The sequence below is a fragment of the Cognatishimia maritima genome, from assembly GCF_900129685.1.
In the GTDB taxonomy this organism is placed as follows: Bacteria; Pseudomonadota; Alphaproteobacteria; order Rhodobacterales; family Rhodobacteraceae; genus Cognatishimia; species Cognatishimia maritima.
Genome location: NZ_FQWM01000009.1, coordinates 98333 through 124688, shown reverse-complemented (window position 1 = coordinate 124688; position 26356 = coordinate 98333). Strand labels below are relative to the sequence as shown.

Annotated in this window: 29 protein-coding genes; 16 read left to right on the top strand and 13 right to left on the bottom strand. The window is 55.7% G+C overall.

The genetic code is table 11. The annotated features are described in order from the left end of the window. The first annotated feature begins 142 nt into the window (after positions 1-142). Positions 143-664 (top strand): winged helix DNA-binding protein, encoded by a 522-nt coding sequence (locus tag BUA39_RS15705; protein ID WP_072794169.1) that lies wholly within the window; start codon positions 143-145, stop codon positions 662-664. A 47-nt stretch (positions 665-711) separates the two neighbouring features. Here the strand turns inward: BUA39_RS15705 and BUA39_RS15700 are convergent, their stop codons facing one another. Genes BUA39_RS15700 through otnK form a run of 5 tightly spaced genes read right to left on the bottom strand, consistent with a single transcriptional unit; the run spans position 712 to position 6130 of the window. Further along, positions 712-2340, bottom strand: a complete 1629-nt coding sequence (locus BUA39_RS15700; protein ID WP_072794191.1) for an alpha-D-glucose phosphate-specific phosphoglucomutase — start codon at positions 2338-2340, stop codon at positions 712-714. A gap of 46 nt (positions 2341-2386) precedes the next feature. Further along, positions 2387-3406 (bottom strand): class 1 fructose-bisphosphatase, encoded by a 1020-nt coding sequence (locus BUA39_RS15695; RefSeq protein WP_072794168.1) that lies wholly within the window; start codon positions 3404-3406, stop codon positions 2387-2389. Positions 3407-3456: 50 nt separating this feature from the next. Continuing rightward, the gene (locus tag BUA39_RS15690) at positions 3457-4218 is read right to left on the bottom strand and encodes a hydroxypyruvate isomerase family protein (protein ID WP_072794167.1); all 762 of its coding nucleotides are present in this window, start codon (positions 4216-4218) and stop codon (positions 3457-3459) included. After that, the gene (gene otnC / locus BUA39_RS15685) at positions 4215-4865 is read right to left on the bottom strand and encodes a 3-oxo-tetronate 4-phosphate decarboxylase (protein ID WP_072794166.1); all 651 of its coding nucleotides are present in this window, start codon (positions 4863-4865) and stop codon (positions 4215-4217) included. Before otnC ends, BUA39_RS15690 begins: the two co-directional genes overlap by 4 nt. After that, positions 4862-6130, bottom strand: coding sequence for a 3-oxo-tetronate kinase (otnK, locus tag BUA39_RS15680; RefSeq protein ID WP_072794165.1), 1269 nt, complete (start codon positions 6128-6130; stop codon positions 4862-4864). Before otnK ends, otnC begins: the two co-directional genes overlap by 4 nt. A 433-nt stretch (positions 6131-6563) precedes the next feature. Between otnK and BUA39_RS15675 the strand changes: the two genes are divergently transcribed. The 4 genes from BUA39_RS15675 to BUA39_RS15660 all read left to right on the top strand — a co-directional run bounded on the left by BUA39_RS15675 (position 6564) and on the right by BUA39_RS15660 (position 9269). Then, a complete protein-coding gene (locus tag BUA39_RS15675; protein WP_072794164.1) occupies positions 6564-7157 on the top strand; it encodes a TetR/AcrR family transcriptional regulator in 594 nt (197 codons plus the stop codon). 48 nt (positions 7158-7205) lie between these two features. Continuing rightward, a complete protein-coding gene (locus BUA39_RS15670; RefSeq protein WP_072794163.1) occupies positions 7206-7751 on the top strand; it encodes an SRPBCC family protein in 546 nt (181 codons plus the stop codon). Between the two features lie 102 nt (positions 7752-7853). Beyond that, entirely contained in the window at positions 7854-8228 is a 375-nt protein-coding gene (locus BUA39_RS15665; RefSeq protein WP_072794162.1) for an SDR family oxidoreductase, read from the top strand. A gap of 315 nt (positions 8229-8543) precedes the next feature. Next, positions 8544-9269: a DUF1330 domain-containing protein gene (locus BUA39_RS15660; protein ID WP_165610542.1), complete on the top strand. Its 726-nt coding sequence runs from the start codon at positions 8544-8546 to the stop codon at positions 9267-9269. Here BUA39_RS15660 and BUA39_RS15655 read toward each other — a convergent pair. Further along, positions 9251-10174: a LysR family transcriptional regulator gene (locus BUA39_RS15655; RefSeq protein WP_131814610.1), complete on the bottom strand. Its 924-nt coding sequence runs from the start codon at positions 10172-10174 to the stop codon at positions 9251-9253. The two genes, BUA39_RS15660 and BUA39_RS15655, sit on opposite strands and share 19 nt — an antisense overlap. Before the next feature lie 88 nt (positions 10175-10262). Further along, on the bottom strand, positions 10263-11153 hold the full coding sequence (locus BUA39_RS15650; protein ID WP_072794160.1) for a LysR family transcriptional regulator: 891 nt from the start codon (positions 11151-11153) through the stop codon (positions 10263-10265). Positions 11154-11292: 139 nt separating this feature from the next. On the opposite strand from BUA39_RS15650, the gene BUA39_RS15645 reads away from it, so the two are divergent. From BUA39_RS15645 to egtD, 5 genes are all read left to right on the top strand, one after another. Beyond that, positions 11293-11703 carry a DUF1330 domain-containing protein gene (locus tag BUA39_RS15645; RefSeq protein ID WP_072794159.1) on the top strand — a complete coding sequence of 137 codons (411 nt, stop codon included), beginning with the start codon at positions 11293-11295 and terminating at the stop codon, positions 11701-11703. Positions 11704-11707: 4 nt separating this feature from the next. After that, on the top strand, positions 11708-12187 hold the full coding sequence (locus BUA39_RS15640) for a hypothetical protein (protein ID WP_072794158.1): 480 nt from the start codon (positions 11708-11710) through the stop codon (positions 12185-12187). A gap of 120 nt (positions 12188-12307) precedes the next feature. Beyond that, positions 12308-12709 carry a DUF427 domain-containing protein gene (locus tag BUA39_RS15635; RefSeq protein ID WP_072794157.1) on the top strand — a complete coding sequence of 134 codons (402 nt, stop codon included), beginning with the start codon at positions 12308-12310 and terminating at the stop codon, positions 12707-12709. Beyond that, the gene (gene egtB, locus BUA39_RS15630) at positions 12706-13968 is read left to right on the top strand and encodes an ergothioneine biosynthesis protein EgtB (protein ID WP_072794156.1); all 1263 of its coding nucleotides are present in this window, start codon (positions 12706-12708) and stop codon (positions 13966-13968) included. The genes BUA39_RS15635 and egtB overlap by 4 nt, the downstream gene beginning before the upstream one ends. After that, entirely contained in the window at positions 13968-14927 is a 960-nt protein-coding gene (egtD, locus tag BUA39_RS15625; protein WP_110721863.1) for an L-histidine N(alpha)-methyltransferase, read from the top strand. Before egtB ends, egtD begins: the two co-directional genes overlap by 1 nt. A 300-nt stretch (positions 14928-15227) precedes the next feature. On the opposite strand, the gene BUA39_RS15620 is transcribed toward egtD, so the two are convergent. From BUA39_RS15620 to BUA39_RS15610, 3 genes are all read right to left on the bottom strand, one after another. Next, positions 15228-16307 carry an L-dopachrome tautomerase-related protein gene (locus tag BUA39_RS15620; protein WP_072794155.1) on the bottom strand — a complete coding sequence of 360 codons (1080 nt, stop codon included), beginning with the start codon at positions 16305-16307 and terminating at the stop codon, positions 15228-15230. Positions 16308-16357: 50 nt separating this feature from the next. Continuing rightward, on the bottom strand, positions 16358-17791 hold the full coding sequence (locus BUA39_RS15615) for an NAD-dependent succinate-semialdehyde dehydrogenase (protein WP_072794154.1): 1434 nt from the start codon (positions 17789-17791) through the stop codon (positions 16358-16360). 149 nt (positions 17792-17940) lie between these two features. Then, positions 17941-18891, bottom strand: coding sequence for a LysR family transcriptional regulator (locus tag BUA39_RS15610; protein ID WP_072794153.1), 951 nt, complete (start codon positions 18889-18891; stop codon positions 17941-17943). A 94-nt stretch (positions 18892-18985) separates the two neighbouring features. Between BUA39_RS15610 and BUA39_RS15605 the strand changes: the two genes are divergently transcribed. The 3 genes from BUA39_RS15605 to BUA39_RS15595 are packed head-to-tail and all read left to right on the top strand — an operon-like array spanning position 18986 to position 21036. After that, positions 18986-19678, top strand: a complete 693-nt coding sequence (locus tag BUA39_RS15605; RefSeq protein WP_072794152.1) for an RraA family protein — start codon at positions 18986-18988, stop codon at positions 19676-19678. Position 19679: 1 nt separating this feature from the next. After that, positions 19680-20345 carry an RraA family protein gene (locus tag BUA39_RS15600; protein WP_072794151.1) on the top strand — a complete coding sequence of 222 codons (666 nt, stop codon included), beginning with the start codon at positions 19680-19682 and terminating at the stop codon, positions 20343-20345. Between the two features lie 4 nt (positions 20346-20349). Then, positions 20350-21036 carry a 4-carboxy-4-hydroxy-2-oxoadipate aldolase/oxaloacetate decarboxylase gene (locus BUA39_RS15595; protein ID WP_072794150.1) on the top strand — a complete coding sequence of 229 codons (687 nt, stop codon included), beginning with the start codon at positions 20350-20352 and terminating at the stop codon, positions 21034-21036. A gap of 177 nt (positions 21037-21213) precedes the next feature. Here BUA39_RS15595 and BUA39_RS15590 read toward each other — a convergent pair whose 3' ends face one another. Both BUA39_RS15590 and BUA39_RS15585 read right to left on the bottom strand, forming a co-directional pair. Then, entirely contained in the window at positions 21214-22194 is a 981-nt protein-coding gene (locus BUA39_RS15590) for a haloalkane dehalogenase (RefSeq protein ID WP_084605039.1), read from the bottom strand. A 79-nt stretch (positions 22195-22273) separates the two neighbouring features. After that, positions 22274-22588 (bottom strand): hypothetical protein, encoded by a 315-nt coding sequence (locus BUA39_RS15585; RefSeq protein ID WP_072794149.1) that lies wholly within the window; start codon positions 22586-22588, stop codon positions 22274-22276. A 164-nt stretch (positions 22589-22752) separates the two neighbouring features. On the opposite strand from BUA39_RS15585, the gene BUA39_RS15580 reads away from it, so the two are divergent. Further along, positions 22753-23673 (top strand): LysR family transcriptional regulator, encoded by a 921-nt coding sequence (locus tag BUA39_RS15580; protein ID WP_165610541.1) that lies wholly within the window; start codon positions 22753-22755, stop codon positions 23671-23673. Positions 23674-23692: 19 nt separating this feature from the next. On the opposite strand, the gene BUA39_RS15575 is transcribed toward BUA39_RS15580, so the two are convergent. After that, on the bottom strand, positions 23693-24613 hold the full coding sequence (locus BUA39_RS15575) for a LysR family transcriptional regulator (protein WP_072794147.1): 921 nt from the start codon (positions 24611-24613) through the stop codon (positions 23693-23695). 100 nt (positions 24614-24713) lie between these two features. Between BUA39_RS15575 and BUA39_RS15570 the strand changes: the two genes are divergently transcribed. Then, complete coding sequence (locus tag BUA39_RS15570; RefSeq protein WP_072794146.1) at positions 24714-25796, top strand: alkene reductase; 1083 nt, start codon at positions 24714-24716, stop codon at positions 25794-25796. Between the two features lie 94 nt (positions 25797-25890). Beyond that, on the top strand, positions 25891-26178 hold the full coding sequence (locus BUA39_RS15565; RefSeq protein WP_072794145.1) for a hypothetical protein: 288 nt from the start codon (positions 25891-25893) through the stop codon (positions 26176-26178). Positions 26179-26356: the final 178 nt, after the last annotated feature.

Below are 26356 nucleotides of genomic sequence, written 5' to 3'. Positions count from 1 at the left end.
GTGGTGTTATATTTGCATAACGCTGGTAATTTGTCAACGTTATGCAAAGATGAGGTCGGGATCGTTTGCAGTTTCCTTGCAAAACATGGGTTTATCTGCATAAATTATCGGTAACTTACTGAGGTTTTGCAGGGAATACGCCATGATCGAACCATCCGAAGAATCGCGTCGCATCGTTTCCTCTCGTCATTTGGCCGAAGGGCAGGGCTGGGAAATGTCCGAACTTGAGTATGGGTTGATCGTTGTTTTCAACGCCTTCACACGTTGGACAACCCGCTGCATGGCCGCCGCAGGACAGGCGGACCTTAGCCCTCTGGAAATCCTGATCCTGCACAACGTCAACCACCGTGACCGCGAAAAACGCCTGTCTGACATCTGCTTTCTGATGAACATCGAAGACACGCATACGGTCAACTATGCGCTGCGCAAACTTTTGAAGGCAGAGCTGATCAGTTCCGAAAAACGTGGCAAAGAAGTATTCTATAGCACCTCAGACAGCGGCAAAGACCTGTGCGAAGCTTACCGCGAAGTGCGCAAACAATGTCTGTTGGCCGGGCTTGAGACGCAAGAGGGCACAGGGGCGGAGATTCGCGAGATCGCGCGTAAATTGCGAAATCTTTCAGGATCTTACGACCAAGCAAGTCGCGCGGCTGCGTCGCTTTGATCGCATAACTTACATTATGTAATATTTAATGGTGTGGCGTGCGGGTGCTAAGTCCGCACATCGGGTCCCTCTCGACCAAGGCGCTCCAGCCGCGCGATGTCGTGGGCGGCTTGGATCACTTGCGCCAGTGCCTCCTGCGGGTCATCAAACAGCGCGCCTGTTCCAGCCTCGAAGCGCTGCAGGTAGACGCGCAGTGTCGCGCCCTCGGTGCCGGTGCCGGACAAGCGGAACACAATCCGCGCACCGTCTTTGAAGAAGATGCGCAGGCCTTGGTTTTGGCTGTCAGAGCCATCCACCGGGTCGTGGTAGGCAAAGGAATCTGCACTTTCTACGGTGAGACCGGCAAAGTCCTGGCCCGACAAGTCCGCAAGCCGTGCGGCCAAACCCTCCATCAAGTCCGTCGCCAGCTCCGAAGGCAGTGCTTCGTAATCGTGGCGCGAGTAGTAGTCGCGCCCATAGGTCTGCCAGTGATCCGCCATGATCTCTGTGACGCTTTGTTTGCGCACCGCCAGGATGTTAAGCCACAGAAGCACGGCCCAAAGCCCATCCTTTTCGCGCACGTGATCGGAGCCGGTGCCCGCACTTTCTTCGCCACAGATGGTGACACGCCCGGCGTCCAACAGGTTGCCAAAGAACTTCCATCCGGTCGGGGTTTCATAGCTTGCAATCCTTAGCGCCTCTGCGACCCGGTCACTGGCCGAGGAAGTCGGCATCGAGCGCGCAACACCGGCAATGCCATTGCTGTAAGCCGGAGCGAGATGGGCGTTGGCCGCCAACACGGCAAGGCTGTCAGAGGGCGAGACATACAGCCCTTTACCGACGATCAAATTGCGGTCACCGTCACCATCAGAGGCCGCGCCAAAATCCGGCGCGTCGTCGCCCATCATTTCTGTCATCAGGGTTTTCGCCCAAACCGGGTTTGGATCGGGATGGCCTTTGCCAAAGTCAGGCGAAGGTTCGCCATTGATCACGGTGCCAACGGGCGCGCCAAGGCGGGTTTCCAGCAAGGTTTTCGCATAAGGGCCGGTGACAGCATGCATCGCATCAAACCGCATACGGAAGCCGCCCTCGAACATGTCGCGGATGGCGTCAAAATCAAAGAGATCTTCCATCAGCATGGCGTAATCGGCAACGGGGTCGATGACCTCGACCACCATGCCTGCCACGTCCTGCGTGCCGCACGTCGCCAGATCGATGTCAGCCACATCTGCGATTTTGTATTCGGAAATCTCTTGCGAGTGGGCCAGCATCTTGGCGGTCAAGGCTTCGGGCGCGGGGCCGCCGTTAGCGCCGTTGAACTTCAGCCCGAAATCGGCGTCGATGCCGCCGGGATTGTGACTGGCCGACAGGATCAAACCGCCGTCTGCCGCATATTTGCGGATCAGATGCGACGCCGCCGGGGTCGACAGCAAGCCCCCCTGCCCGACGATCACACGTTTTGCGCCATTGGCCGCGGCCATTTTCAGGATCGTTTGAATGGCATCGGTGTTGAAAAACCGCCCGTCTCCGCCAAGCACAAATGTTTTGCCCTCGGCCCCATCGATGGCGGCAAAAATGGATTGCACGAAGTTTTCCAAAAACCCCGGCTGCATGAATTCGCGGGTTTTCTTGCGCAACCCGGATGTGCCGGGTTTCTGGCCCGCGAAGGGCGTGGCTTGCACTGTCTTAATCGTCATCATCACACCAATAATCTTGAAACCGTTCTTCGTGCCACACCGATGCCTAGCCCTTGCGCGCCTCGGCGTGGTAGGCGTCAATCAAATCCACTTCATCCCGAGAGCCTAGGATCACCGGCACCCGCTGGTGCAGATCGTCAGGATTCACGTTCATGATCCGCTGCGTCCCGGTCGAGGCACGACCGCCTGCCTGTTCAATGATAAAGCCCATTGGGTTGGCTTCATAAAGCAGGCGCAGGCGACCACCCATATCCGCGTTTTCGGAATCCTGTGGGTAAAGGAACACACCGCCGCGTGTCAGGATGCGGTGCACTTCGGCCACCATCGAGGCCACCCAGCGCATGTTGAACCGCCGACCGCGCGGGCCGTCCTCGCCCGCAAGACATTCCTGCACATAGCGCGCGACAGGCGGCTCCCAGAACCGTTGACGGCTGGCATTGATGGCATATTCGCTGGTTTCAGCCGGCACTTGCATGTCTGGGAAGGTCAGCAGGAATTCCCCAGTGCCATTCAGGTGTGTAAACCCGTTCACGCCGTGGCCGGTTGTCACCACCAGGGACGTCGATGGCCCATACAGCGAATAGCCTGCGCAAATCTGTTCTGATCCTGAAATCAGAACCGACGCGTCGGTCAGATCCGAAATTGGTTCCTTCAATTCCACAATCGAAAAGATCGACCCAACAGAGACATTAAGTTCAAGGTTTGACGACCCATCCAAAGGGTCAAAATAGATGATATAATCCCCGGCCTTCGCTTCGTCCTTCAGCCAGACCACATTGTCCAGTTCCTCGGACACTAACGCCGCAACCCGGCTGCAATTGGCGCAATGCAACATGAACTGATCGTTTGCGATCACGTCCAATTGCTTTTGGGTTTCGCCCTGCACATTGGTTTCTTCTGTCGCGCCAAGCGTGCCCGAAAACGCGCCGCTGCGGATTTTATGAGAGATCGTGCGGCAGGCTGTGGCAATGTCCTCGAGCAGAAAGATCAGGTCTTTGGAGACGTCGTGCTTGCGATACTCTTGCAGCATGAATTGGCGGAAGGTCAGGTGGGTGTCTTTGGTCATTGCAAAATCTCTTATCAGCGCATGGGGCTATTTCGGCCCTGTCTAAGCGATCATTGCCTGCGAACCAACCACCCAAGCGTGTCTTCTGTGTGACCCATCGGCTTATATTCGGCCCCCAAAGGTGTGGAATAGCCCAAAGAGGCGATATGGCTGAAAATATAGTCGTAATTTATTTCGCCCTGATCCGGTCGACCACGCGCTGGGACCCCCGCGAATTGGATATGGCCGATGAGTCGCATCAGGCGGCTGAGCCGATTGCAAATGTCCCCTTCGCTCAGTTGCACATGATAGCAATCAAACATCAGCTTCACATTTGGTAGGTTCAGTTGATTGATGATCTCTGCGGCCTGCGCGGTGGTTGATAGGAAATACCCCGGCGCGTCATAGACATTCAGCGGTTCGATAAGGATTGTCATGTCCTTTGATGCAGCCTGCCTGGCCGCATATCGCAGGTTCTCTAGAAAACAGGCCTCTGCTTCCTCGCCTTCGGCAAAGCCCGCCATCACATGCACATTGCACGCGCCAAGGGCCGCGCCCCAGTCTAGGGCTTCGTCAATGGCGTCACGCGCTTCACCTTGACGATCCGGTAGCGCGCTTAGACCCATTTCGCCCTTTGTCGCATCGCCACGTCGTGTGTTTAACCCCAAGAGCGGCAATTGCGTTTCGTCCAACGCGGCTTTGATGTCCGGCAATGACTCCTGATAGGGCCAATGACATTCAACGGCGTCAAACCCGGCTGCTTTCGCCGCCCGAATAGCCTCTGGCAAAGGACGATCTGCCCAGAGAAACCCAAGGTTTGCCGAAAATTTCAATCATCCCACTCCACGTCGAACTTGGTGATCAGGCGCTGAACGTCCGTGTCGCTCAGCCCGCGAGGCTGTAGACCCCGTGTCATCATCGCAAGTCGCGCGGTATCTTCAAGTTCTTCGATGGCATTGCAGGCCGCTTCGACATCTTTGCCCGCCACCACCGGCCCATGGTTGGCGAGCATCACGGCAGAGCGTTTCCCAGCGAGTCCGCGCACCGCGTCCCCCATCGCCGGGTCACCGGGCAGAAAGAAGGGCAGCAGTTTTACCTTGCCCAGTTTCATAATCCCATAGGGCGTAAGCGGCGGTAAAAAATTGTCGGCATCCACATCCGGCATCATCGACAGCGCCACCGAATGGCACGCGTGCAAATGCACCACTGCACCCGCCGTGCTGCGCGTGTCATAAAAGGCTGCGTGCAGCGGCATTTCCTTGGTGGGCTTGTCGCCATCTACCAGAACGCCCTTGGCGTCAAAGCGGCTAAGCCGACCCGGATCAAGCCGCCCAAAGCTGGTCCCGGTAGGAGAGACCAACAGCCCGCCGTCTTCAGTCCGGGCTGAAATGTTGCCGGTCGAGCCACCGGTCAGCCCGCGATCAAACATCGACTTGGCGAGCAGGCAAATTTGCTCTCTGAGGTGGCTTTCGGTGCTCATGCGGTCAGCTTTGCCTGCGCTTCGGTGAAAAAGTCTTCCTGCCCGAAGTTACCGGATTTCAGGGTAATCGCAATCTGATGTCCGCCGGAGTGGCAGAAACACCATGGCACGCCGGGCGCGATTTCGGGGCCGACGTCCAATTGATCTGCGCCAAGGGCTTTGGTGACGGCACCCGACGTCTCTCCCCCCGCAACGATAAAGCGGCGTGCACCCAGATTTCGGGCCTCAATCGCACAGGCCGCTAGGGTCTGTTCAATCATTTCACCCGCCTGATCGACGCCCAGAATGTCCTGCGCGGCTTTCACGGACTCGGGCTTTGCCGTTGCATAGATCAAAGGCGACTTTGCCAGATCTTGCCCGGCCAGCCAAGACATGGCGGCGCCCGGGCCCTCTTTCGCCAGTATCAGCGGATCAAGTTGATAAGCCGCCCTGCCCTGCGCTTTGTAATGCGCCACCTGTGCGTTGGTCATGGCCGAACAACTGCCCGACAACACAATCGCGCGCGGATCTGTGTCTGGGGCCTGATAGCTTTTGTTGTCGCCAGACAAGACGCCCGAACGCAGGTATAGCAGCGGCAGTGGCATCGCGATGGCGGACCCGCCGGTCAAGAGCGGCATGCCGGCACAGGCTTCGGCGATCGTGAACAGATCTTCGTTGGCCACCGCGTCCACAATGACATGAGACAGGCTTTCGCCGCGCAGTCCGGCGAGTGCCTCGCGAATGGCATCTGCTCCAACAGCGACGGTCAGCCGATCCACCAGATCGACCCGCCCGGTCACCTGCGGCGCAAGCAGCCGCATAAGGTTGCTGTCTCGCATGGGGGTCAAAGGATGATCTTTCAACGGGCTTTCAGACAGCGGCTGTTGCCCGACAAAAAGATTGCCCATAAAAATCGACCGCCCGTTTTCAGGAAACGCCGGGCAATAGATCGTCTGATCCGTCCCGATCTGCGCCATCAGCGCCTCGGCGACTGGGCCAATATTGCCCTCGGCGGTGCTGTCAAAGGTCGAACAATACTTCCAGAAAAACCGCTGCGCGCCAGCCGCCTGCAGCCACCCCAGTGCTTTAGTCGTTTCGGCCACGGCCTCTGCGACCGGCGCGGTGCGGGATTTCAGGGCAATCACCTCAAACGCCGCCGTCTCAACCGGCGGCGTCTCGGGTGTTCCGATGCGCAAAGAAACATGCACCCCACTGCGCGCCAATAGCCCAGCGAGGTCCGTCGCCCCGGTAAAATCATCCGCAATCGCGCCGAAATAGGTGCCCATAGCTTTCCCTCATAAACCTAAATCTTGCATATGGGGATTTAACGTATACGTCAATGCATGCGTTAAAGCAGGGGAGCACATCACCTGCTACCGGTTAAGAAACGTGGGCAAATGCGGATGGTGGCGCGTCTGGCTGGTTCACAAAGCAACAAGGGCTATTTCCAACTCAGAAAGCGTCCGACAGATCGGATCTTGCGAGGAAGGCGTTCTTTGACCCTGATTATTGCCCCATGAGCACCCGAGCTTGCGCTCATTCTTCATGGTGCGAAGTCTAAGGGGCCGCAGGCTCACTGATCGCTGGACAAGGCACCGTTTCGCAGTATTTGAACCAGTGTAAGCTTTTCTGGATGTAGTGAGGTTGGTGATCTGTAATCACAAAACGGTGAATAGAGAGCGGCTAGACTCATACTAACCGGTTGGTTATGTATGTTCTATGAACACGCAAGATACAAAAACCCAAATACTTGATGCAGCGATAGAGCTATTTTGGACCTCGAGCTATCATGCGACAAACATGAATGCTCTCAGCGACGCCGCTGGAATGAATAAGGCGACAGTCTACCAGCACTACCGGTCAAAGGAAGCGATTGCCATCGCAGCCGTTGGGCGTGCGGTTGAGCGCACCGAAGGGTGGGTTTTCAAGGACAGTTTTGAGATGTTCTCTGATCCGTTGGATCGTCTGCAATCGATCTATCAGCGCATCTACGAAAGCCACAAGTCGTTGTTTGAAGCAGATGGCTTGATGCGCGGCTGCCCTTTCGTGAATATCGGTGTTGAACTCGCTGTGAGCAGCGATGGTGTTTGCGAAGCTGTCAACGAAGCTTTCGCCGTGTTCGAACGTTACTACGCGCTGATCGTCGAAGACCTTGCAAAGGATGGGCGGTTGAAACACGACCTGCCCGCCCCGCAACTCGCATCTGATCTACAGGACAACATGAATGCAACTTTGGTGACCTCGAAACTCACAAAGAACCCTCAGGTCATTCTAGATGGCGCGGATCGCGCAAGACGCTACCTCGTCGGGTAATTTTTTTACCCTGAAAATAACCAACCGGTTGGTAATAGGAGATAAGATATGAACAGAATGGCAACGATCGGAACGCTCGACCTAAAGACCATTGAGTCCCAGCACGTACGACGCATAACAAAAGCCCCTCTGCGCATGGCGGGGTCCTTTGACTTCGCCGTTTCCCAAGAGGTGCTGTTTCCGCGCATCTCGGAGCCGGAAGAAATGGCGAAATGGTTTCCCCTCCTCAAAGGTGGCGATCTGGATCATACGACATCCAAGGCCAGTGGAGATTGGGGCGAAGGATCGAAACGCCAGTGCTACACCAACGGCATGGGCACGCTGTTCGAAACAATCCATTATATTGATGCACCGAACGCCTACACCTACGAGGTCAAGAACTTCATGATGCCGATCAAGGACCATCTCGCGCTCATGGCTTTGACACCGAATGGGACAGGCGGGACGACGATGTATTGGCACCAGTACTTCAACCTCAAGGGCATCGCGATGCGCCACATGTTCCCGACAATGATGTTGGGAATGATGAACAGAGGAATGGCGACCCTAGCCAAGGAACTTGGCGGAAAGGGCGGGCGCATAAAACGCGTCTGATCTAACCGGGCTCACTCTTTCAACAGCTTGTCTCGTTGCCGTCGATCCCTCTGGGTCGACGCGCGAGGGCGGTGTGTCAGAACAAATCCAACAGGTCATCTCATGAAACCTATCTTCTCCCTTGGCACAAACATGCTCGTGCCAAGCGTTTCACCCCCGGCATTGTCGCAAGCCACGCCGACTCCGCTCAATATCGTGTCCATTTTGAGCGGCCCTACGAAAACTCCCGCTGTCACAGATCGTACGGATGTGGATTTCAACAGGTTGCCGATGCCACTAATGAAGGTCCGACCGGTAGTGCGTGCAGGTCTTAACGGTCTGGCGCGCAACCAACCTATCGTCATCCCCGGCATCATGAACAAGATCATGGATTGGATGGGACGGCGCGTTCTAACCCGTTCAATGAGCGCCGGTATGTGGGGAACGCTGATGAATAAGGCCGCTCCGGACTCCTTAAAAGTCAAACCACGTGCCTGATCGCGCCAAGAACGGGAACCCCTCTTGCTGCGGGTAAATAGCCCCTGACTGTTTTCTGATCATTGCAAGTCCTTGAAATTACAGCGCTCCAGTCGAATTCGATCATTCTCCTGAGCGAGCCTCAAATCCTATTTGGAAACCAAGTCTGTGGCTCTTAGTGCCCCTCCAAAAAACTTGTCCGGAAAGCTTTTCGCCCCGCGACAATGGCGCCATATGAGTCGTCTTTTTTGGAACGCTTTGTTCTGAAATTGATTGGTGAACTGTCAAAAATGAAGTGCGAGGCTCCTTCGAGTTTGAAACACGATGGAGAAAACCATGCTAAAGAAAATTGTTCATATTCTGGCTGCAGCTGCCATGACAACCGTCACAGCAGGGACGTTCGCGTCTGCACAGGACGAAAAGGTCTACCTAATCGACTTTGTCGTAATGAATGACGGGTTCGATCTGAAAGAGCGTAATGCATACGAGGCCGAAATAGCTCCGATTGCCGGCGACTACGGAATGGCAGTTATTCATTCCTATAACCTGACGGCTCATCTCAGTGGGACAATGAGTGATGCCGTGCGCCTCAATGTCTGGGAATTGCCAAGTCCTTCAGCCATGCAGGCGGTCATCAATGACCCACGATATGCGGCAGGTGTTCCGCGCCGAGATGAGATCCACGACATGGAGTCGTTGACACTCTACATGGCTTCTTCCGACGAAACCGGACAGCAAGTGGCCGACAAACCGGTGCTTATCGATCTGGTGGTCTTGAATGAAGGCCAAGAGGCGGCGGCACGTGATGCGTATGAAATGAAGGTGGCATCAATCGCCGCAAAATACGGATTTGAGCAGGTCGCGAGCTTTCCGGTAATCCAGAAAATCGCCGGAGTTGGGCCGGAACAGCCCATGCGTCTAAATCTTTGGAGCCTTCAGGACCCGGCCGGCATGCAAAAACTGGGGGCCGACCCAGAATACGTTGCACTGGAGAACGAACGGAACGCAATTCATGACTTCTCTCAACTGACATTGTTCTTTGGTCAGGCTCGGTCCGAATAACTGGCGCCTGTCACAAGGTCCTTCTTGTCTCGGATTGCCTCATAGAGAAAATTCGCAAAGACACGGACACGCGCTGTCGTTCTCAGATCCGGGTGGGTTAATATCCACCCGGTTTTGTTCTGGATCACTTCGGGCACCACCCGGCGCAATCCTGGGCGGCGGTCCCCAAGCATACAGGGCAGTACAGCAAAACCTAGCCCGGCTTCGGCCGCCCGGGTCTGCAAAATGGGATCGACAATCGACCAAATTGTGCCACAGCGCGGAAATTGACTTTCCCGCACCCAGACCGGCCTGTCTTCGGCGTCTCCCCAGCCGATCCATTTCGCAGTCGGAAAATCTCCTTCAAAAGTATGACTCTCGATGTAGCTCGGTGTGGCGTAAATGGCATCCGCAAAGTCAGGCAGACGGCGACCAACAAGCGTGTCTCCGGGTGTCGCGGAGAACCGCACGACGATATCTGCTTCCCGTCGCTCCAAGTTGGCAAAACTATAAGAGGTATCGACCGAAAGCGATATCTTGGGGTAGCGGCGCCCGAACTCGACCACATCATCCATGAGCAGTTCTTGCAAAATCGGCGCTGGTACACTGACCTTGATCTCTCCTTCAAGTTCTAGATCTTTGCCGAGAACTTCGCGTTCGATTCCAAGCACCTGGCTCTCGATCTGGTCGGCGCGAATTCGAAGCGACTCGCCAATCGGCGAGAGCTCAAGCCCCTTTGGTTTTCGTTCAAATACCTTGGCCGCAAGAGCTCGTTCCAGGTTTTCGATGCGTCTGGAAACTGTGGAGACCGAAACCTTTAGAGAATCTGCGGCTGCACGGACCGTTTGCTTGCGGCAGACCGCCAGAAAAAATCTAAGATCATCCCAATCCAGTTTGGACATTTGGTGGTTTGTTTTGTGTTCCAAATTTGATCGCCTCGGCCATGAAACTGTCTCTTTGAGTTCGAATACGGAACGCAAGTAAAGAGGTCATGTCAACTCGCAGAGAGAGAATTTAGTTTGTAAACTGCGCACGTCTTGCGGAAACATAATCCGCCACGTGATCTACAAGGGCCCGGACGCGGGCTATTTGCCTCAGGTCTGCATGCAGCAACAACCAGATCGACCTATCGGGTTTGGTCTCCGTATTAGGGACCCTGATCAATCGTGGATCGCTATCGGCCAGAAAGGCGGGCACCCAGACAATCCCAAGGCCCGCTGCGGCGGCTTCGATCTGCATGAAAATCTCGAACAGAGCGTGGCGTACAGGCAAGCCGGGAAAAGGCGTACTTTTCACCCAGCTGGTCGAACCGCCCCAACCGACCCATTCCGCGCCACGCGCCGGGGTTCCGGTCGCGAGATTGAAGCGGTCCACATATTCCGGTGTCGCATATGCGCCCACGACATAGCGCACAAGCCGCCGCCCAATGACATCGTCATCGACTTTGTAAGACGCCCGGATCGCAACATCAGCCTCGTTTCGAGTCAGGTCGGAAAACTTGTTTGTGCCTACGACCTCGACATTGATGTCAGGATATTTCGAGGCAAAGCTGGCAAGAATAGGTGTGAAGAAACTGCCGGCGAAGGATGGCGGCATGGACACTTTGACCGTGCCTTTCGGCACAGCGTCAAGTCCAGCTACCGACCGGAGTACGGCACCTGCGGAGTCTTCGACCGCATAGGCGTGATCAAGCAACGCTTCACCGGGTTGGGTCAGCGCCAGGCCGACGTCTGATCGGTCAAAAAGACGGGTGCCAAGAGAGCGCTCGAGTTTTTCCAGCGCTCGCCGCACTGTCGCGTGATTGACACCGAGCTCAACGGACGCTCCACGCAAACTACCGCTTCTCGATATGGCAAGGAAAGTTCTTAGGCCGTCCCAGTCAAAATCACGAACTGCATCGGACATAGTGCAATCCTTACCTCTCTATGGCGGATCGAAATCGATCCACAATGGTTCCATTTCGGCAGTATCGCAACAAAGCCGATCCTGTCAAACCGATAGTCATCGGTAGAATTTCTGCCTGAAAGACTCGAAAGGAAGAGGAATGAATTTCATCATAAAGGTGGTGGCTGTTGCGGCTGCAATCTCAGTCGCCACAGTGACGGCCAGCTTTGCCACCGACCCTCAGGATCCCACAAAGGCTGACTGGCTGACGTTTATCGACATTCATCAGGTGACATCAAAACAAGAAGCGCTCGAATACGCCGAGTTTGTGCGCCCGATCGCCGAGAAATACGGGGTCGATTTGATGCAGATCTACGATGTCGTCAGTGTTGAAGCCGGAGATGTTGAGGGAGACTGGGTCTATCTTTTCCGCTCGCCTGACCCGCAAACGTTCGGCGCGCTTCTCAACGATCCGGAATATGCGGCCAACATCCCCAATCGCGACCGTATCCACGACATGGAATGGGTCAAACGATTTCTGCTTAAGCCTGTTTTCTTGAGCGAGGAATGATCTAGTGAAAGCTCTCGCCTCGACACCTCCGTTTCCTGATTTCTTTTCCTTGTTTGTCAGGGCCGTTGTTGCGGGAGCGCTTTCCGTCCTGGTCGTGAAATTTGTCATGGACCCGCTCGCGCTTGCCACGATGGGTGCAACCTTCGCCGCACCAAGCATCTACGCATTTATGGCAAAGTCCCTCCTCGATTTGGAGGTCGGATTGACGGCCGGGACATTGATCCACTGGGCGGTTTTTTGCGTGGTCGTCCCACTCATCTGGTCAGCAGCAAGCCGGGGCACGCGCCGCACGGCAAAAGCGGTCTTGGCATTCACGACAGCCATCGGCTTCTGGGTGTTTCTGATGTCTGTTTTGATGCCGCTTGCCGGGCTGCCGCCATTCTACAACTTCAACCAGACGACGATTTGGTCCGGGGTAGCCTTCGCCATTCTGGGTACCGGGCTTTCGGTCGTTGCCATTCTTCCGAACGGCGAACGGACATGAATAGACCCGCCCGTTCTGACCGACCAAACGCTCATTGCCTAGGCTTTCACTGCGCTAGTCATTTGAAGGGATCAGTCGTGCCGCTTGGGAAAACCAACTTCAAGACACAGAGGAAACGCCATGTCTCACCCAGATATCACGCTTGCAGAAGATACGATACATAATCCATCTGAGCCGCGACATTACATGAGTGTTGAGAGTGTATCAAAACACATCTCGATACGGTGTGGAGAGGTGACCCTTGCGGACACCAGCAATGCGCTGCGTCTTTTAGAGATTGGACGACACATGTATGCGCCGGTCATCTACGTCCCCAAAGGCGACGTCGCATGCGCGCTCGAAGTCACAGCTCGTGAAAGCCACTGCCCCTTGAAGGGTGATTGCAGCTGGTTCTCAGTAAACGTTGCAGATGGCGAGGACATCGCGTGGAGCTACGAATCCCCTTTTCCGTTTGCAGCAGTAATTGCGGGCTATGTGGCTTTTGATGCCGAAAGGGTCACGATCGAGGAAAGCCCTAAATGAACCAGACACTGACCGCAGCTTCTCCGAACAATTTGATTGATCTCTTTCAAAGGACCCGCGCGCGAACGGATGCTCTTGTCGCGCCGCTGTGTCCCGAAGATATGATGCTGCAGAGCATGGAAGATGCGTCACCTGCGAAATGGCATCTGGCGCATACCACGTGGTTTTTCGAGGAGTTCATTCTGAAGCCACACGAGCCGGGCTACACCTCACTTGATGACAGGTTCGCGTTTCTTTTCAATTCCTACTACGTGCAGGCAGGCCCTCGTCACGCTCGTGACAAGCGCGGGCTGGTCTCGCGCCCTGATGGGCAGGCTGTTCGGGACTACCGCTCCCATGTAGAAGACAGCCTTGCCGCCCTGTTGAGCCGCAACCGGGAGGATGCCGACGAAATCGCGAGGTTGGTGGAACTGGGTTGCCACCACGAGATGCAGCATCAAGAGTTACTGGTCACGGACTTGCTTCATGGTCTCAGCTTCAACCCTTTGATGCCCACCTACAAAGACCCCGAGCCCGTTCAGGTAACCGAGGAAGTTCCTCTGACATACACCCGCCACCCAGGCGGAATGGACGAGATTGGTCACGCAGGCAATGGCTTCGCCTACGACTGCGAAGGTCCTCGTCACAAGCTGTACCTGCAAGACTTCGATATGGCGGACCGTCCGGTCACGAACGCCGATTGGATCGCGTTCATGGAGGATGGCGGGTACCGTGATGCGCGCCATTGGCTGATGGAAGGACACGCCGTTGCAACGCGCGAGGGGTGGCAGCACCCGCTCTATTGGTGGCGCCAGGATGACGAATGGTGGACCTACACATTGCGAGGTCCTCAGCCCGTGGCGCTGAACGCCCCAGTTGTTCATGTCAGTTACTACGAAGCCGAGGCCTTTGCGCGTTGGGCCGGTGCACGTCTGCCCACAGAAGCAGAGCACGAGATTGCCTTCCGAGATGTCCCAATTGAAGGGAATTTGATGGGGGAGGCTAAGGACACCGGCGCACTTCGCCCGCTCCCAGGTCAAGGGGTGTGGGGCGACGTCTGGGAATGGACGTCATCCGACTTCGCGCCCTATCCGGGATTTCGAGCGCCGGAGGGAGCCTTGGGCGAATACAACGGGAAATTCATGGTCAATCAGAGGGTTTTGCGTGGCGGTTCCTGTGCAACGCCGCGCGAACAGATGCGCCCGACATATCGTACATTTTTCTACCCGCACCAGCGTTGGCAAATGCTTGGGCTACGTCTGGCGAAGGACGTGGTGTGATGGACGGCGAATTTGATACCGGAACGGGGCTGAACGCTGGTCTAACTAACTTGGAGCTTGTCGCGGACGCGCTGGAAAGCCTGTCGCAATCCCTGAAAACGTTGCACCCAAAGTGGCTCTACGATGCCCGCGGTAGTTCACTCTTTGAGGAAATTACAGAGCTTGAAGAATACTACCTGACCCGAACAGAAACAGAGATCCTTCGCAGACACAGTTCCGATCTTGCCGCTCATGTCCCAGAGGGCGGAGCGCTTGTCGAACTCGGTGCGGGTGCATCAGTTAAGACGCGGATCCTCTTGGACGCTTGCGAAGGACTTGCTGCCTACGTTCCGACAGACATTTCTGCGCGGTTTTTGCAAGAGACGGCTGACGCGCTTGCGTTGGACTATCCAGGTCTATTGATTGCGCCAGTGGCAGGCGATTTTCTGAAACCGATCCTCTTGCCGGACTCTGTTGCCACGCTGCAAAAAACGTTGTTTTTCCCCGGTTCGACCCTTGGTAATCTCGATCCAGCTGTCGCCAAAGATTTGCTCAAGACCGCGCGTACCTTGTCATATGCTGGCGCCTTTATCCTTGGGATCGACCTTTTGAAAGAGGTCGAAACGTTGAAGGCCGCCTATGACGACACGAAGGGCGTTACGGCTGAATTCATTTCGAACATCCTGGTTCGTCTGAACCGCGAAGCCGAGGCAGATTTTGATCCAACGACCCTCCGCTACGAGGTGCAATGGAACGAAACGGACGCCCAAATTGAGATGCGCCTCATTTCGATCATTGCCCAAGAGGTCTCAGTTGGGGGACACCCGATCTGGTTCGAAAAAAACGAGCCTATCCTGGTCAGCGTCTCTAGGAAGTACACTTTAGATCGGCTGAGGGAACTCGTGATCGGAGCGGGCTGGTCGATCCACCGGATATTTACAGACGACGCCGAGCAGTTTGCAGTGGTTGTTTTGCGGTAACGTTGACCCGATGACGGACATCAAAGATGTCTTGTAGATTTTCGTCGAGAGAGTCGAAAGAAACGGCGGCTATGATGCCGTCTTTGATGGCTTGAAAGCACAGTATTCGCCGCCGAAAATTTGTAGACGTTCGAGATGAAAGATGGCTTGCGGGGTTGATGTGGCCACTCGCCAATGGAAATGACCCAATGCACACTACAGGCATTGGGTCATTTGATTCAGTTGTACGAGTTTCCGCACGACCACGTTGTTCAGTTCGTTCGGCTCGCCAAATTCCGCGACGGTCCGGGGACGCAAACGTTAGCGCCCGCTGATCGCCTCTTCGAGTGACTGAAACCGTACGATACTGTAGGCTCCGCTGGATTTGTCTACGCCGTTGTTCAGGACTGGAGAGCGCTGAAGTTGGTTTACGGTGGCATAGACGTAACCATCATGTCCCACAGCAAACCCATCCGGCCACGAAAGGCGCTCGTCAGATTGGTGCAGTACCTCGTATGTGCCATCCGCCTTGGTCACACCGATCGCGTTGTCCGTGATCGCAGTGATGTAGACATTTCCAGCGGCATCGACGGAAATCCCATCCGAGATGGCCTTGTCACCGTAGCGCTCGACACGTGCCTCCAAGTCAGAGTCGGAAAGCGAGGGGTCAAGTAAGTCACGTGTCCGAACGCGGTAGAGTGACTCGCTGGTCATTGGACCAAAATAAACCCAGGTGTTGGTTGGATCGACCGTTATCGGGTTGATGCCAACTCGCGCAGGCTGTCCGCCGAAGATGAGTTCTTTACCGTCGACCATCATGGGCAGGTCTTCGGGCAAGGTGAATCTGGACCCCTCCAGAACACGGCGGGCCTGTCCGGTTTTTGTGTCGAGAACCACAATAGCCGAGTTTTGTCCATCTCCGGTGTCGGCGATATAGATGGCCCCATGGTCTTTATCTACGGCGAGATCGTTGAGAAAAGAGGTCGGACGAGTCGCAGGCTGACCAAGGCTGTACACCGCATGAAGTGTTTCAGACTTTGTATCCCAACCGACAACGCGACCGACGTGATCTTCGCGTTGCCCGTCCAGCATCCAAAGAATTCCAGATCGATCAACCTGCAACCCAAGCACACCGTTCAGACCCAATCCTTTGCCATTGGGCGCGCGAGCCCAATCCTCATCGGGATATGGTCGCGTAGAGCCGTCGGCGAAAACTTCGGCCATCCGTAAATCGAGCCCATAGAACTCGTGCACCGAGATAAAAACCCGGCCTTCAGGACCTACGGCGATGTTTCCCGGAGGGATCTCTCGCCCCAATTCGACATAAGTCTCTAACTCACCAGCAAAAAGCTGGGTCCCAGACGCTACCAACAGGCACGCTGCGATTGTTTGCTTCAACATTTTCCTCTCCCTTTCCCCAGCTGATGGGGCCTCCAATAGGTGTTGCCGATTCAGAACTGCGCTGGTGATTGGGACACGAATTTGGTGGCAAGGTAGCTCTGAAGCCCCTCGATCCCGCCTTCGGACCCATGCCCGCTGTCTTTCAATCCGCCGAACGGCGTCTCGGCGGAAATGATCGCGTAGGTGTTCAGGCCAATTGCGCCGGCTTCCACTTCGTCGCCAATCTGCACAATTCTGTCCGCGTCTTTGGTAAAGGCATAGGCTGCCAGCCCATAACTCAATCGGTTCGCCTTCTCGATCGCTTGATCAGTGTTCTCGAATGGGCTGATCACGGCTAATGGCCCAAACGGTTCTTCATTCATGGCCGCCGCGTCATCGGAGACATCGGTCAGGATACTCGGCTGCCAAAAGAACCCGGCGTTCTTGATACGCGCGCCACCAAGCGCCAATTTTGCACCACTGTCGGTTGCTTGGGTGATCAACCGCTCCATGGTCGTTATCCTACGGTCATTCGCCAGCGGACCCATCTGCACCGTTTCGTTGCTGCCATCGCCAATCGTCAGTGCGCGCGCCGTCTCGGTGAACTTTTCGGTGAACCGATCAAAGGCGCTTTCTTGCACATAAAATCTGGTTGGCGACACACAGACCTGACCCGCATTTCGGTACTTGTTGCGTGCGGCAAGCTCTGCGACTGCGTCAACATCCACATCGTCAAAGACAAGCACCGGTGCGTGCCCGCCAAGCTCCATCGTGGTGCGGATCGAACGCTTTGCCGCAAGCTCGCCAAGGTGTTTTCCGACCGACGTCGGCCCGGTGAATGAAAGCTTCCGCACCTCAGGGGAATCCAGAAGATAGGTCGAGATCATGCTGGGCACGCCATACACCACATTCAGCACCCCACGTGGCAGGCCGGAGTCGTGCAACGCCTGCGTCAGCGCTTGTGCCGTCAGTGGCGTTTCCTCGGACGGTTTGATGATACAGGTGCACCCGGCGGCCAGGCTTCCGGCAATTTTCCGCATCGGCGCCGTCGCCGGAAAATTCCAAGGCGAGAATGCCGCAACAATTCCGACCGGCTCCTGAATAACCGATTGACGCCACCCCGGCGCGCGGGACGGCATCAGGCGCCCGTAAGAACGCCGCGCTTCTTCGGCAAACCAATCGAGAAGATCGGCGGCAGCGAGCACTTCGGCGCGCGCATCAGCAATGATTTTGCCTTGCTCCAATGTCAGAAGCTGCGCGATTTCTTCCTGGCGCTCGCGAATTAGGCTCGCGGCCCGCCGAAGATAGCTGCCGCGCTCAATCGGGCTTGTCCGCCGCCAACCCGGCAAGGCATCCGCAGCAGCGCTCAGCGCCAAATCCAGATCTGCAGTTGTTGCCACGGGCACCTTTGCGATTTCCAACCCGTTGGCTGGATTGAGCAATGGCAGGGCTTCGCGCCCGTCCAGCTTTTGCCACTGCCCTGCGATGTACTGATTTACATCCATTTTCGTCTCCTGACCTTCACGATTTCATCGCCAAACTCGGCGTTCAGATCGTAAGCTAGGAGCCGCAGTCGCATAACTCCAAGGCAATTATCGCCTAGCAGAAATGCTCGAGGGGTATGGATTGTATATAGTATTGGCAGATGCGTCCGTCAGTCCGGGATTTCCAGTTCAAAACCCCATTTGGCGGGTTCTTGCTGCAGGATTTCATGCGCGACGTGAACAACAGCGGCCTCGACAGCTTGCGCTGCTTTTGACAATGGGCGGTCAAAGGAAGTTGCAATCACTAATTTGCGGCGCATCGCGGGGTTTTTGATGGGTGCGGCGATCAATTGTCCGGCCTCCAATTCCCTGCGGAACAACGGCTTTGGCAAGATGGTCAACCCGAAACCGGAATGCACCAGCTCCTTGATCATCAGGACAGAATCGACCTCGATTGCCGAAGTAACCCGCGCTCCGGCCGCCAAGAACGCATCCTCGACAGTCGAGCGCAAGCCGTGTTTTGCGGTTGGCAGGATAAGATTGATCTTAGCGGCTTCGGCTGCGGATACGGCGCCATTTGTGGCCAAATGTTTGGGCCAGACCGCAGCGGATCCGATCAGAAACATCTCGTCGGTAGCAAAGGGTTTGGCGCGGATGTGGCTAGGGTTGATTGTTTTGGCATTCAGAATAGCAAGATCAACGTTGCCGGTTGATAGCCAATCTTGAACAAATCCCGAATAGCTTTCCTTCAGTTCCAGATCAATGTCCGGGTAGGCCGACGAACAGTAACGCATTAAATTTGGGGCAATTAGGACACCAAAGGAGGGCGGCAGACCAAGCGCAACACGTCCTTCGATCTGCCCGGCGCGAGACATAACCTGACTCTTGGCAAGTCTCAGGGAATCGAACACCGCATCCGACGCGCGGATAAGCTCTTCTCCCGCCTCGGTCAGGGTAACGCCTCGTCCATTCCGCTCTAGAAGGTCGACGCCCAACTCTTCTTCAAGCCCACGGATGGTGCGGCTGACCGCCGGCTGCGCCACGTTGAGGTATTCGGACGCCTTCGTGATCGAGCCATGCTCGGCGACATAGGCAAAGTATCGCAATTGTCGTAGATCCATTCATGCTCTGAAAGCATAACTGCAAGATCGGATCAACCATTTTTTGATACCGCATTGGCGGTCATCCTACGCAAAACGCAGGAGACCGAAATCGATGGATGATTTGACACCACTTCAAGAAATTGGGACGCCGACAATCTCGGACGCCCTGGAGGCGCTCGGGCTTCAGGGCGCGACAATCGGGATAACCCCCGCCTGGCCGTTCGGCAAAAGGGTCGTTGGGCGCGCCGTCACCGTCGGGCTAACCGCAGCGGGCGAAACGCCTCCAAGCAGCCATCTGGGCGTGAACGCGATTTCCGGGGCAAAGAAGGGATCGGTTTTGGTGATCGACAATGGAGGCCGGACGGATGTGTCAAGTTTTGGCGGAATTCTGGCCACGGCCGCCTCACTGAATGGTCTGGAGGGCGTCGTTATCGACGGCGCCTGTCGCGACATCGACGATTACGTTGGGCTGGACTTCCCCGTTTTTGCAAGAGGCAGCGTCGTTGCCACGGCACGGCGCAGGGTGATGGAACTGTCTACCAACAAACTTGTTCAGCTTGGCGGCCGTCAAGTCCGGCCAGACGATGTGATCGTCGGGGACAGGAGCGGGGTCGTTGTCGTTCCAAAGGAACATCTTGCAGCGGTCATCAGCAAGTCCTGCGAACTTGAAGCTCGAGAACAACAAATGGTTGCCGATCTCAGGGGCGGGATGGATCTGGCGGAGGTCGATGCAAAATACAGCTACGAGCAAATGCTCACCACCGATGCCAATGACGATACCCATTCAACCAGAGAGGACGATTGACATGACAAGCTTGGAAAACCGTATCAAGCCATTGGGCACGTCAACGATCTCAGATGCGTTGGACAAACTGGGCCTCGAAGGTGGGGTTTATGACATCAATCCGCTTTTTCCCGGCCAGCTGATCTGTGGGCCGGCCTTTACCGTGCGGTATGTCGCGCGTGGGACAAGTGGTGGGACCGTTGGCGATTTCATTGATGACGTTGCACCGGGTTCTGTCGTCGTGATCGACAATCAGGGGCGCACGGATTGTACGGTCTGGGGCGACATTATGAGCCGGTACGCTCACAAGGCGGGCATCGAAGGCACTGTCATCGATGGCGTGTGCCGTGATATCTCAGGGATCGGAGCAAGCGGACTGGCGGTGTATTCGCGTGGGTTTACGATGATCACCGGCAAGGACCGTGTCGCGATGGAACAGGTTCAGGTGCCGGTGTCACTGTCCGGTGTCCGCGTCCAGCCCGGAGATCTGATCTACGGTGATGACACCGGCGTTGTCGTTATTCCGCTGGCACATGCCGAAAGGGTCGTAGAAGCGGCCGAGCGCATCGCAGAGCGCGAGCAGATAATCAGCGAGATGGTCGATCAGGGCGTGCCGTTGCGCGAGGCGCGATCAAAAGCAGAGTATCACGCCCTTCAAAGCGCTGAGATCAAGCCGGTTGGAGCGTGACACAATGCCGACGGTCGTAACAGATATTCAACGCACAGGGCCAAAATTGCGTGACGCATTTGGCCAACTGGGCGTGGCAACCATCCACGAGGCCCAGAACCGGACAGGGCTGCTCTCAAGCGATATTCGCCCGATCCATCCTCAAGATGCAATTGTCGGGTCGGCAGTGACATGTTCTGTCGCGCCCGGAGACAACTGGATGATTCATTTTGCTATTGAACAGTGCCAAGAGGGTGACATCCTTGTCGTCGCGCCAACAAGCCCATGCACCGATGGGTTCATCGGCGAATTGCTGGCCGAAGCAATGAAATACCGTGGTGTCCGAGGTTTGGTCATCGACGCCGGAGTCAGAGATACCGCAGACCTCAGAGAGATCGGGTTTCCCGTTTGGGCACGCGCGATTTCGGCTCAGGGCACGGTCAAACAGACGTTAGGGGATGTGAACCTACCGCTGGTTTGCGGCGGCCAGCTGATCTCTCCCGGCGATCTGGTCGCTGCCGACAGCGATGGTATCGTTGTAGTAGCGCAGCAGAAATGCGAAATGGTTCTAGCGGAGGCGACCAAGCGACACCGGGATGAGATTCAGAAGAGAAGAGAAATTGTTGCGGGGGCAAGCACGCTGGATCTGTATGATTTGCGCCAAAGGGCGGTTGAGTCAGGCTTGGAATTCATTCCGCAGGTAAATCTCTGAGTTCCGAAATTCAGACGGCCTTCCAAACGTTGACCAAGGTTCACACACATCTCTGACGATGCATAATTGGCGGAGAAATCTCATAACCGCTGCACCTCGTCAGGTCGGAACCAAAACACATGCACGTTCTCAAAATCACTTTTGCCGGGCGAGAAGTAGTCCCGCCCGGCAAGAAGTTTAGTTTCTGCGAAGCCAATCAGAGATCGCCCGGCCAATTGCTTCTGGCTGATCTTCCTGAATGAAGTGAAGCCCCTGGCCGATATAGACGGCCTCCAAGTCGCCGATTAGATTGCTATAGAACGGGACCGCCTGCGGTGGGACAAGCACGCCGGGCTCTGCGTAAGTCAAGAGTACCGGCATCTCAGTCTCGGCCATGAACTTCTGGATGTCCTCCATCAATTCTACGTTTCGAGCAGGCTCTCCGCCGATCGGTACCTCGCGGGGCCACATCCATGTGGGCAAACGGCTTTCGACCGTTTCGTATGGGGCGCCATAAGCTTCTTGCGCCTCTGCGCCGAGTGATCGGTTAATCATCATGGGTAGGATACCCTCGACAAAGAAGTTGTCTTCCATGACCATTTTGTAGCCTTGCTCTTGGTCCCTCAGTGCACGGAACATGCCTCCCATGTCTTCGCCCATCGCCTCGTAGCTTGGCTGCGGCATAGCCGGTGGCAGGACGCCCTCCATGAAGGCAAGGCGGTTGACTTTGCCGGGGTGACGCATTGCGAAGTCCCAGGCAAGCGCAGCCCCCCAGTCGTGTCCAACCAGCGTGATCCCGCTCAGGTCCATTTCGTCGATGAATGCCTCGAGGTATTTTGCGTGGTCGTCAAACGAATAGGTGATCGTAGGCTTTCCAGAGCCTCCCATACCAATTAGGTCAACGGCAATTGCGCGGTGCGTGTCAGAGACATGCGGGATAATGTTGCGCCACAGATAGCTTGAAGTGGGGTTTCCATGGATGAAAAGGACCGGGTCGCCGTCTCCCGCCTCAAGATAAGTCATGGAAGAATCCAGGACGTCGACAGCCTGCGGCGACAACGCCAATTCCTCTGAGACATTTGGCAAGGGTAGCTTCGCATCCTGGCCGAACACGACCAAGGGAGTTGCTGCAAGAGCTGCCGCTCCGGCGAGCGAAAGAATATTCTGCTTGAATTTCATGTTGTGGTGTTCCTTCTGGTGGCTGTGCCGCAGATATCGAATGTCCAGAACTCTGAGTATCTACGACGATCCGGCTCACTTAGAGACGGCGGGTGGTGAGGATGATTGAGGCGTTTCCCAGATCGAAGATCGCGTCCCTCTCTTCGATGTGAGACTGGTATTCTGGGTCAGCGCCCATTTTCTTCATCGCACTCTCGGGATCTTCGGTCTCGAAGATGTTCACAAGATTTGCCTCTTGGTTTCCGCGGAGAATTCCCTGCACTTCAAAAGGGACATCGACCCGACGCAGGCCATTCCGCTCCATGGCTGGCCGCACCTTGTCAAAGTAGGCGGTTGCGTCATCCACGGTCTTGCCGCTTTTGATGGGAAGAATGTCGAACAAGACAAAGGTCATGATTTCGGCTCCATATTTTCTGTTCCTTGGTCTGCCTGCATTTCGCGATCCGTCGGTTAAGCACGAAGCCTAGCCGTTCGCGTGGTTTCTTGCGCAAGCAATGGAAAGTTATTAGGATCACCAATGCGACACAATTTGCCTAAATGATACATAGTGGTGCACCAGTGAGACAAATCGATTGGGACGATCTAAGGCTTTTTCTATTATTCATCCGAGGTGGTTCTACGCGCGCAGCGGCTGACTCACTGGGTGTCAGCCACTCGACGGTTGCCCGTAGGCTCGATGCATTGGGCGTTCGTGTCGGAACGCAACTTTTTAAGCGCATATCCGGTCGCGTGGAAATGACACAGACGGGTCAGGATGTGTTCGACACGGCTGTCGCCATTGAAGAGCAGTTGATTTCACTTGATCGGCGCGCTTTTGGAATGAACCGGGACTTGGCAGGCACGGTCACGCTTTCGGCGGGAGACGTTCTATCGGTGCCTCCCTTCCTCGAAGTCCTAGAGGACTTCCGACTTTCTCACCCTAAGGTGGATCTCCGCCTAATCACCAGCGCATCGTTGTCAGATCTTGATCGACGCGACGCGGACCTTGCCCTGCGCTTTGGCGACAGCCCTGATGAACATCTTGTTGGTCGACGACTTACCCAAACCGCCCGGGCAATCTACGCTTCAAAATCTTATCTTGAGCGCACCGAGCGCGATCCGAATGGTCAACACGCCGGCTGGATCAGCTTTAGCCCCGCTGGATCGCGGGAAAGTTGGAAGAAAAGCACCCCATTCGCAAAACTCAAAACCAACTTGAGATCAAGCGACATGCGAACGCAACAAGTCGCATGCCGCGCCGGGACAGGACTGGCCTTACTGCCTTGCGTGTTGTGCGACCCGGACCCGGGCTTGCTCCGCATCACCGATCCCGAGTTCGTTCCGCGCCAAGATCTTTGGCTGTTGCGACATGCGGACACTCGCAACAACGCGCGGGTCCGCGCACTAAGTGAACATCTTGCGCAGGCCGTGACCGCGATGTCAGGCCTACTAAGAGGCGAAACCGCTGAGACGTATCGCTCATGGGTCACTGACCTGTAGGATAAACCCGGGTCAGTTTTTATGTCTTGGCTTTAAGAGTGGCCACAAAAAGCTTCTCCTCTTCTTCAAAGTTGGCTGCTGCGACCGATAGACGGTCGAGCAATAGGCGAACACGGTTAGGAACAAAGTCGCGGTTGGCGCGCACAGCATACACCGACATCTCACGCCGCCAGAAAGGCGCTAGGATGGGAATAATCTCACCTGTCGACAACAGATCACCGAACCCTTTGTTCGCCATATATGCAATTCCCATTCCGCGACGACATGCCTCGGCAATCGCGGGCCCAGCATTGAGCCGCAGACTTGGAGAAATCACAACATTTAGTGGCGTTTCGCCTTCCTCAAAAGTCCAGCCATTACCGCGAACACCGATGCATCTGTGACTTGTCAATTCTAACGGGTGCTGAGGGATACCATGTCGGTCAAGATATTCCGGCGATGCACCAGCTACGAACTGGCGTCGCGCCAGCGGCAACGCGACAAGCGAACTGTCTCGTAAAGGACCGCTCCTGAGAGCGACGTCATACCCTTCCCTCACAAGGTCCACTTGGCGCGCTTCATAGTCGACCTGAATTTCAAGATCCGGAAACTCTTTTGAAATATCGAGAATCGTCGGCGTTATGACTGCGTCGGCAAACGACCCAGCCAGTGCCGCGACGCGCAACCTGCCAGACATTGCCTTTGTGCCATGTGCTGCTTCCGCCAAGGCCTCTTCGATTTCCTGATGCAGTGGCTCGACCCTGTCACGCAGCATCTCACCTGATTGTGTAAGATGCACTGTCCTCGTGCTGCGCTCCAGCAACCGGACACCCAATTCGCCTTCAAGACGCGCAACCTGTCGGCTGACATGCGCGACCGATACTCCTATCGACCGTGCAGCTCGGGAGAACCCCCCTGTCCGCGCGACCGACAAAAACTCTTTTAAGCCTTCGGCTTTCATTATTACCATCCTGCAAAGATAATTTTACAATATCGATAATTATAACATTAAACTGAGATGTCTAGATCAAGCTGGAAGCAACGATAGGAGAGCTTTCAGAATGACTTCGAATCTTTTTCAGCCAATTAAAGTTGGCAAGATGACACTTCCGAACCGGGTCATCATGGCGCCAATGACACGTGGTCGCAGTGGTGCAGACGGTGTCCCTACAGCGACGGTCGCGGAATACTACGGGCAACGCGCAAGCGCCGGTTTGATCATCACAGAAGCAACAGCGATCAACGCGCGCGGTGACGGCTGGCCCGGCGCACCGGGAATCTACAACGACAAACAACAAGCGGGATGGTCGCTGGTTGCCGACGCCGTTCACAAGAACAACGGCCGCATTTTTATGCAGATTTGGCACATGGGCCGGAGCGTTCTGAGCGAGAACATTGATGGAATGGCGCCGCTTGCACCGTCTGCCGTGGCGGCAGAGGGACAGATCCCCAACAGCCAAGGTGTGCCGACCGACTTCGATGTTCCAAAGGAAATGACGTCCGAAGAGATCTCGCAAACCGTATCTGACTTCGTCGATGCTGCACAGCGGGCTGTCGACGCAGGCATTGACGGCGTCGAAATCCACGCTGCCAACAACTTTCTTATCGACGCATTTCTTCGCGACGGGACTAACAAGCGGACGGACGCGTATGGAGGCTCAATCGAAAATCGGACACGGTTCCTGCTTGAGGTTGTCGACGCCGTTGCGGAGAAAATTGGAAGCGACCGGGTCGGCGTCCGTTTCTCGCCGACAAATGGCGTCTTTGGGATCGCAGATAGCAACCCCGGCGCGCTTTTCAGCTACGCCGCAAGCCAATTGTCTTCCCGCAACCTAGCGTACCTCCATCTGCTGGAACCGCTGGGTGAGGGAGAGCACCCGATGAAGACTGACGTCCCAAGCGTTAGCCATCTGATCCGGGAAGCTTATAAAGGCGTCCTGATCCAAAACGGCGGTCAAACGCCGGAGTCAGCATCTGCCCTTATCGAAAGCGGGCAAGCGGAGGCCGTCGCCTTTGGTGTTCCCTTCATTGCCAATCCGGACCTCGTTTCCAGATATCAGAGCGGCGCAGAGCTCGCCGCTCCTAATCCGGATACTTTCTACACTCCGGGACCAGAAGGCTACACCGACTACGCGCCTCTGTAGCGTGCCCCAAAAGCGCCGGCAGTCCATTCTTGGGGCTGCCGGTACGTTCAAATGACAACAGACATTATTCTCAAGAAAAGAAAGTGAGTTCGACATGGCTTCCCTCTTGGAATTCGTATCCGGATTCTTGATCATGAACTCGATGGCGCATCTCATCATTGGCTTGACTGGCGCGCGCTTCCTGTCCCTCTTCGGATACTCTGCTACGGCGAACATCGCCTATTCGATCGGGTGTATGGTCGCCGGGCTCGCAATACTATTTGTTCGCCAAGACCCTAGTGCCGTTGTCTCCAATGGTTTGGTCTTGGGCTGCGTATCATTATGGGTCATTTTTCTGCTCACCGGTCGGTTCTTTTTCGCGATCTTCGCAAACGATCGCTGAAGGCCAGACGCATTCCATCCCATTGCAACGTTCCCCTCAACGTGGCGCTCGGCAGTTGATCCTATGCTGGCACAAATGGATACACGCGTGCCCTTATTGGCCAAAATCCGTGCCGTCGCTTCGCCCAGGCCGGAATCGTCAACCGATTGCCCTGCGCCGCAGTTGCCTATTGGAGCCA